The 8,233-nt window shown below is 32.9% G+C and carries 6 protein-coding genes; all 6 read left to right on the top strand.

Annotated elements, in window-relative coordinates; genetic code table 11:
• Positions 1–1,377, top strand: a 1,377-nt coding sequence (locus tag IDG60_RS01500; RefSeq protein ID WP_206160406.1) for a helix-hairpin-helix domain-containing protein, incomplete at its 5' end; no start/stop codon positions are given.
• Between the two features lie 449 nt (positions 1,378–1,826).
• Positions 1,827–3,056 (top strand): NADP-dependent malic enzyme, encoded by a 1,230-nt coding sequence (gene ystJ, locus IDG60_RS01495; RefSeq protein ID WP_000058389.1) that lies wholly within the window; start codon positions 1,827–1,829, stop codon positions 3,054–3,056.
• A 194-nt stretch (positions 3,057–3,250) separates the two neighbouring features.
• Positions 3,251–4,108 carry an acetyl-CoA carboxylase, carboxyltransferase subunit beta gene (gene accD / locus IDG60_RS01490; RefSeq protein ID WP_000471571.1) on the top strand — a complete coding sequence of 286 codons (858 nt, stop codon included), beginning with the start codon at positions 3,251–3,253 and terminating at the stop codon, positions 4,106–4,108.
• Positions 4,108–5,052 carry an acetyl-CoA carboxylase carboxyltransferase subunit alpha gene (locus IDG60_RS01485; RefSeq protein WP_000883648.1) on the top strand — a complete coding sequence of 315 codons (945 nt, stop codon included), beginning with the start codon at positions 4,108–4,110 and terminating at the stop codon, positions 5,050–5,052. Before accD ends, IDG60_RS01485 begins: the two co-directional genes overlap by 1 nt.
• Positions 5,053–5,320: 268 nt before the next feature.
• Entirely contained in the window at positions 5,321–6,289 is a 969-nt protein-coding gene (gene pfkA / locus IDG60_RS01480) for a 6-phosphofructokinase (RefSeq protein WP_000717561.1), read from the top strand.
• A 21-nt stretch (positions 6,290–6,310) separates the two neighbouring features.
• A complete protein-coding gene (gene pyk / locus IDG60_RS01475) occupies positions 6,311–8,068 on the top strand; it encodes a pyruvate kinase (protein WP_001232648.1) in 1,758 nt (585 codons plus the stop codon).
• The last annotated feature ends 165 nt before the right edge of the window (positions 8,069–8,233 follow it).

The raw sequence follows: 8,233 nt of genomic DNA, 5'->3' as shown, positions 1-8,233 counted from the left end.
ATATTAAAAAATACTTACGGTGTTATTATTTATCAAGAGCAAATTATGCAAATAGCGAGCACATTTGCAAACTTCAGTTATGGTGAAGCGGATATTTTAAGAAGAGCAATGAGTAAAAAAAATAGAGCTGTTCTTGAAAGTGAGCGTCAACATTTTATAGAAGGTGCAAAGCAAAATGGTTATCACGAAGACATTAGTAAGCAAATATTTGATTTGATTCTGAAATTTGCTGATTATGGTTTTCCTAGAGCACATGCTGTCAGCTATTCTAAAATTGCATACATTATGAGCTTTTTAAAAGTCCATTATCCAAATTATTTTTACGCAAATATTTTAAGTAATGTTATTGGAAGTGAGAAGAAAACTGCTCAAATGATAGAAGAAGCAAAAAAACAAGGTATCACTATATTGCCACCGAACATTAACGAAAGTCATTGGTTTTATAAACCTTCCCAAGAAGGCATTTATTTATCAATTGGTACAATTAAAGGTGTTGGTTATCAAAGTGTGAAAGTGATTGTTGATGAACGTTATCAGAACGGCAAATTTAAAGATTTCTTTGATTTTGCTAGACGTATACCGAAGAGAGTCAAAACGAGAAAGTTACTTGAAGCACTGATTTTAGTGGGAGCGTTTGATGCTTTTGGTAAAACACGTTCAACGTTGTTGCAAGCTATTGATCAAGTGTTGGATGGCGATTTAAACATTGAACAAGATGGTTTTTTATTTGATATTTTAACGCCAAAACAGATGTATGAAGATAAAGAAGAATTGCCTGATGCACTTATTAGTCAGTACGAAAAAGAATATTTAGGATTTTATGTTTCGCAACACCCAGTAGATAAAAAGTTTGTTGCCAAACAATATTTAACGATATTTAAATTGAGTAACGCGCAGAATTATAAACCTATATTAGTACAGTTTGATAAAGTTAAACAAATTCGAACTAAAAATGGTCAAAATATGGCATTCGTCACATTAAATGATGGCATTGAAACTTTAGATGGTGTGATTTTCCCTAATCAGTTTAAAAAGTACGAAGAGTTGTTATCACATAATGACTTGTTTATAGTTAGCGGGAAATTTGACCATAGAAAGCAACAACGTCAACTAATTATAAATGAGATTCAGACATTAGCCACTTTTGAAGAACAAAAATTAGCATTTGCCAAACAAATTATAATTAGAAATAAATCACAAATAGATATGTTTGAAGAGATGATTAAAGCTACGAAAGAGAATGCTAATGATGTTGTGTTATCCTTTTATGATGAAACGATTAAACAAATGACTACTTTAGGCTATATTAATCAAAAAGATAGTATGTTTAATAATTTTATACAATCCTTTAACCCTAGTGATATTAGGCTTATATAACTTTTATCAACTAATAAATTATGATATAGTAAACTGATGGTTAGATATTTTTTAACCATCAGTTTGCGTTTATATTAGTTTTTTATGCTTATTATTTTTATGAGTTTCACTTTACATTATTGATTAATCCATAAGAATAATTAGCACAAAAAGCAGTATACATAAATTGAGTAAAGAATTTTGTCGATATATCGTGCGGAAAAATAATAACTTTTTGATATATTGGTTTTTGCTATCCATTATAATAATTAAAGGTATATCTTTAGATAGTATGGTTTAATGTATCTTTATAAATATTATTTTATTATCGTTTATCGCTATTTGTGTTACATAATCAAAACCATAAATTCTTACTCATTCAGATTTACCCAATATTTTTACTTTTATAATGTAATGCGTTTTATCCAAGTTATTTTTTAAAAATAAATATTGAATTAGGGGCTGATTTCATGTCATTAAGAGATGAAGCATTGGAAATGCACAAACGTAATCAAGGTAAATTAGAAGTTAAACCAAATGTAAAAGTTACTAATAAAGAGGAATTAAGTTTAGCATACTCACCTGGCGTTGCTGAACCGTGTAAAGATATTTATGAAGATAAAAGAAAAGTATATGATTACACAATTAAAGGAAATACAGTTGCAGTTATTACTGATGGAACAGCGGTATTAGGTTTAGGTAACATTGGACCTGAAGCAAGTATTCCTGTAATGGAAGGTAAAGCAGTATTATTCAAAAGCTTCGCTGGTATCAATGGGGTGCCTATTGCGTTAAATACAACTGATACCGAAGAAATCATTAAAACAGTTAAGTTGTTAGAACCTAATTATGGTGGTATTAATTTAGAGGATATTTCGGCACCACGTTGTTTTGAAATTGAAGAACGATTGAAAAAAGAAACTAATATTCCGGTATTCCATGACGATCAACATGGTACAGCAATTGTAACAATGGCAGGTTTGGTAAATGCATTGAGAGTTGTTAACAAAGATATTGCTAAAATAAAAGTTGTACTAAATGGTGCTGGTGCAGCAGGAATAGCCATTGTTAAATTACTATACGCGTATGGTGTAAGAAATATGGTTATGTGTGACTCAAGAGGCGCAATTTTTGAAGGACGTTCATATGGTATGAATCCTACGAAAGATGTTGTAGCTAAATGGACAAATAAAGATAAGATTGAAGGGTCTTTAGAAGAAGTCGTAAAAGACGCAGATGTATTTATCGGAGTTTCTGTAGCTAATGCGCTGTCACAAGATATGGTTAAGAGTATGGCAGATAATCCAATTATATTTGCAATGGCTAATCCAAATCCTGAAATAATACCTGATGATGCCAAAGCGGCAGGTGCACGAGTTGTTGGTACAGGACGTTCAGACTATCCTAACCAAATTAATAATGTATTAGCTTTCCCTGGTATTTTTAGAGGTGCATTAGAGGTTGAAGCTACACATATAAATGAAGAAATGAAAAAGGCAGCTGTAGAAGCGATTGCTGATTTAATCGATAGTTCTGAATTAAATGAAGACTACTGTATCCCAGGACCGTTTGATAAACGTGTAGCGCCATCAGTTGCTCGTAATGTTGCTAAAGCGGCAATGGAATCTGGAGTAGCTAGGATTGAAGTTGATCCGCAAGATGTGTATGATAAAACAATGAAACTTACAGATTTACAATAAAAATAATTAACGTTTAATTAAATTGCTTAAAAGTTAGCAATAAAGAGTCATTAAAATGATGAAAATGAAAGTTTATGATAAACATTCAACAGTCAAACGAATATAAATCAAATAAATTTAAACCCGTTTTTAACTGGTCAAGTTCAGTTTAAGGCTCTAAATGGTTAGAACAGAGGTTATTTGGAGGTTTTCCTATGTTTAAAGATTTTTTTAATCGAACAAAGAAAAAGAAATATCTTACAGTACAAGACTCTAAAAATAATGATGTGCCTGCAGGTATTATGACTAAGTGTCCAAAGTGTAAGAAAATTATGTACACAAAAGAATTAGCTGAAAATTTAAATGTGTGCTTTAATTGTGATCATCATATTGCTTTAACTGCGTATAAACGTATAGAAGCAATTTCTGATGAAGGATCATTTACAGAATTCGATAAGGGAATGACCTCTGCGAATCCATTAGATTTTCCAAGTTATTTAGAAAAAATTGAAAAGGACCAACAAAAGACAGGTCTTAAAGAAGCAGTTGTGACTGGTACAGCGCAACTAGATGGTATGAAATTTGGCGTTGCTGTCATGGATTCACGTTTTAGAATGGGAAGTATGGGATCGGTTATCGGTGAAAAGATATGTCGCATCATTGATTACTGCACTGAGAACCGTTTACCATTTATTCTTTTCTCTGCAAGTGGTGGTGCACGTATGCAAGAAGGTATTATTTCCTTGATGCAAATGGGTAAAACCAGTGTATCTTTAAAACGTCATTCTGACGCTGGACTATTATATATATCATATTTAACACATCCAACTACTGGTGGTGTATCTGCAAGTTTTGCATCAGTTGGTGATATAAATTTAAGTGAGCCAAAAGCGTTGATAGGTTTTGCAGGTCGTCGAGTTATTGAACAGACAATAAACGAAAAATTGCCAGATGATTTCCAAACTGCAGAATTTTTATTAGAGCATGGACAATTGGATAAAGTTGTACATCGTAATGATATGCGTCAAACATTGTCTGAAATTCTAAAAATCCATCAAGAGGTGACTAAATAATGTTAGATTTTGAAAAACCACTTTTTGAAATTCGAAATAAAATTGAATCTTTAAAAGAATCTCAAGATAAAAATGATGTGGATTTACAAGAAGAAATTGACATGCTTGAAGCGTCATTGGAACGAGAAACTAAAAAAATATATACAAATCTAAAACCATGGGATCGTGTGCAAATTGCGCGTTTGCAAGAAAGACCTACGACCCTAGATTATATTCCATATATCTTTGATTCGTTTATGGAACTACATGGTGATCGTAATTTTAGAGATGATCCAGCAATGATTGGTGGTATTGGCTTTTTAAATGGTCGTGCTGTTACAGTTATTGGACAACAACGTGGAAAAGATACAAAAGATAATATTTATCGAAATTTTGGTATGGCGCATCCAGAAGGTTATCGAAAAGCATTACGTTTAATGAAACAAGCTGAAAAATTCAATCGTCCTATCTTTACATTTATAGATACAAAAGGTGCATATCCTGGTAAAGCTGCTGAAGAACGTGGACAAAGTGAATCTATCGCAACAAATTTGATTGAGATGGCTTCATTAAAAGTACCAGTTATTGCGATAGTCATTGGTGAAGGTGGCAGTGGAGGTGCTCTAGGTATTGGTATTGCCAATAAAGTATTGATGTTAGAGAATAGTACTTACTCTGTTATATCTCCTGAAGGTGCAGCGGCATTATTATGGAAAGACAGTAATTTGGCTAAAATTGCAGCTGAAACAATGAAAATTACTGCCCATGATATTAAGCAATTAGGTATTATAGATGATGTCATTTCTGAACCACTTGGCGGTGCACATAAAGATGTTGAACAGCAAGCTTTAGCTATTAAATCAGCGTTTGTTGCACAGTTAGATTCACTTGAGTCATTATCACGTGATGAAATTGCTAATGATCGCTTTGAAAAATTCAGAAATATCGGTTCTTATATAGAATAATCAACTTGAGCATTTTTATGTTAAATCGATACTGGGTTTTACCATAAATTGAAGTACATTAAAACAATAATTTAATATTTAGATACTGAATTTTAACTAAGATTAGTAGTCAAAATTGTGGCTACTAATCTTTTTTTAATTAAGTTAAAATAAAATTCAATATTTAAAACGTTTACATCAATTCAATACATTAGTTTTGATGGAATGACATATCAATTTGTGGTAATTTAGAGTTAAAGATAAATCAGTTATAGAAAGGTATGTCGTCATGAAGAAAATTGCAGTTTTAACTAGTGGTGGAGATTCACCTGGAATGAATGCTGCCGTAAGAGCAGTTGTTCGTACAGCAATTTACAATGAAATTGAAGTTTATGGTGTGTATCATGGTTACCAAGGATTGTTAAATGATGATATTCATAAACTTGAATTAGGATCAGTTGGGGATACGATTCAGCGTGGAGGTACATTCTTGTATTCAGCAAGATGTCCAGAGTTTAAGGAGCAAGAAGTACGTAAAGTTGCAATCGAAAACTTACGTAAAAGAGGGATTGAGGGCCTTGTAGTTATTGGTGGTGACGGTAGTTATCGCGGTGCACAACGCATCAGTGAGGAATGCAAAGAAATTCAAACTATCGGTATTCCTGGTACGATTGACAATGATATCAATGGTACTGATTTTACAATTGGATTTGACACAGCTTTAAATACGATTATTGGCTTAGTCGACAAAATTAGAGATACTGCGTCAAGTCACGCACGAACATTTATCATTGAAGCAATGGGCCGTGATTGTGGAGATCTAGCATTATGGGCTGGATTATCAGTTGGTGCTGAGACAATTGTAGTTCCAGAAGTGAAAACAGATATTAAAGAAATAGCTGATAAAATTGAACAAGGTATTAAACGTGGTAAGAAACACTCAATCGTTCTTGTAGCAGAAGGTTGCATGACTGCGCAAGATTGTCAAAAAGAATTATCACAATACATCAATGTTGATAATAGAGTGTCTGTGTTAGGTCACGTTCAACGTGGTGGTAGCCCAACAGGTGCGGATAGAGTTTTAGCATCACGTTTAGGTGGATATGCGGTAGACTTATTAATGCAAGGTGAAACAGCTAAGGGTGTTGGAATTAAGAACAATAAAATTGTAGCAACATCTTTTGATGAAATTTTTGATGGTAAAGATCATAAATTTGATTATAGTCTATATGAACTTGCTAACAAGTTATCTATATAAGATTTCAGGAGGAATTATAAAATGAGAAAAACTAAAATTGTATGTACAATTGGACCAGCTTCAGAATCAGAAGAAATGATTGAGAAATTAATCAATGCTGGTATGAACGTTGCACGATTAAACTTTTCACATGGTAGTCATGAAGAGCATAAAGGTAGAATTGATACAATTCGTAAAGTAGCTAAAAGATTAGACAAAATTGTAGCAATTTTATTAGATACAAAAGGTCCAGAAATTCGTACGCATAATATGAAAGACGGTATCATTGAACTTGAACGTGGTAACGAAGTTATTGTTAGCATGAATGAAGTTGAAGGAACACCTGAAAAGTTCTCAGTAACATATGAAAACTTAATTAACGATGTTCAAGTAGGTTCATACATTTTACTTGATGATGGCTTAATTGAATTACAAGTTAAAGATATTGACCATGCTAAAAAAGAAGTTAAATGTGATATTTTAAACTCTGGTGAGCTTAAAAACAAAAAAGGTGTTAACTTACCTGGTGTAAGAGTAAGTTTACCTGGTATTACAGAAAAAGATGCTGAAGATATCCGTTTCGGTATTAAAGAAAATGTTGACTTCATTGCAGCAAGTTTCGTACGTCGTCCTAGTGATGTTTTAGAAATTCGTGAAATTTTAGAAGAACAAAAAGCTAACATTTCAGTATTCCCTAAAATTGAAAACCAAGAAGGTATTGATAATATTGCGGAAATTCTTGAAGTGTCTGATGGTTTAATGGTTGCACGTGGTGACATGGGTGTTGAAATTCCACCTGAAAAAGTACCAATGGTTCAAAAAGATTTAATCAGACAATGTAACAAATTAGGTAAACCAGTTATTACAGCTACACAAATGTTAGATTCTATGCAACGTAACCCACGTGCTACACGTGCAGAAGCTAGTGACGTTGCCAACGCAATCTATGATGGTACAGATGCAGTAATGTTATCTGGTGAAACTGCTGCTGGTTTATATCCTGAAGAAGCTGTTAAAACAATGAGAAATATTGCTGTATCAGCTGAAGCAGCCCAAGATTATAAAAAGTTATTGTCAGATCGTACTAAATTAGTTGAAACTTCATTAGTGAATGCTATCGGTATTTCGGTTGCACATACAGCTTTAAACTTAAATGTTAAAGCAATTGTAGCTGCTACTGAAAGTGGTTCAACGGCACGTACTATCTCTAAATATCGTCCACATTCAGACATTATTGCGGTGACTCCAAGTGAAGAAACAGCACGTCAATGTTCAATTGTTTGGGGAGTTCAACCTGTAGTTAAAAAAGGACGTAAGAGTACAGATGCATTGTTAAACAATGCAGTTGCAACAGCTGTTGAAACTGGTAGAGTATCTAATGGTGATTTAATCATTATTACTGCTGGTGTACCAACTGGTGAAACTGGAACTACTAATATGATGAAAATCCACCTAGTTGGTGACGAAATTGCTAATGGTCAAGGTATTGGACGTGGATCAGTTGTTGGTACTACGTTAGTTGCTGAAACTGTTAAAGATTTAGAAGGTAAAGATTTATCTGACAAAGTTATCGTTACTAACTCAATCGATGAAACGTTTGTACCTTATGTAGAAAAAGCTTTAGGATTAATTACAGAAGAAAATGGTATTACATCACCAAGTGCAATTGTTGGTTTAGAAAAAGGTATTCCAACAGTTGTAGGTGTAGAAAAAGCTGTTAAAAACATAAGCAATAACATGTTAGTTACGATTGATGCTGCTCAAGGTAAAATCTTTGAAGGATATGCAAACGTACTATAATTTATAAAAAAACGTCTTTCCATTTATCAACAATGGAAAGGCGTTTTTTGGTTCATCTGGTATTTTATGACGTAATTAATAGGTTATTTGATAATGATAGTGTATGAATGGCAATCTATATAAATGTTTATATCTTTTATACATGTACATTATCACCTTCAAACT

It is taken from the genome of Staphylococcus sp. EG-SA-2 (assembly GCF_017152085.1).
This window is presented reverse-complemented; position numbering and strand designations above follow the sequence as displayed.

Bases quoted from the DNA above. Each gene is read 5' to 3' on its own strand.
- ystJ (WP_000058389.1), top strand. From the start codon at position 1,827: ATGTCATTAAGAGATGAAGCATTGGAAATGCACAAACGTAATCAAGGT.
- accD (WP_000471571.1), top strand. From the start codon at position 3,251: ATGTTTAAAGATTTTTTTAATCGAACAAAGAAAAAGAAATATCTTACA.
- IDG60_RS01485 (WP_000883648.1), top strand. From the start codon at position 4,108: ATGTTAGATTTTGAAAAACCACTTTTTGAAATTCGAAATAAAATTGAA.
- pfkA (WP_000717561.1), top strand. From the start codon at position 5,321: ATGAAGAAAATTGCAGTTTTAACTAGTGGTGGAGATTCACCTGGAATG.
- pyk (WP_001232648.1), top strand. From the start codon at position 6,311: ATGAGAAAAACTAAAATTGTATGTACAATTGGACCAGCTTCAGAATCA.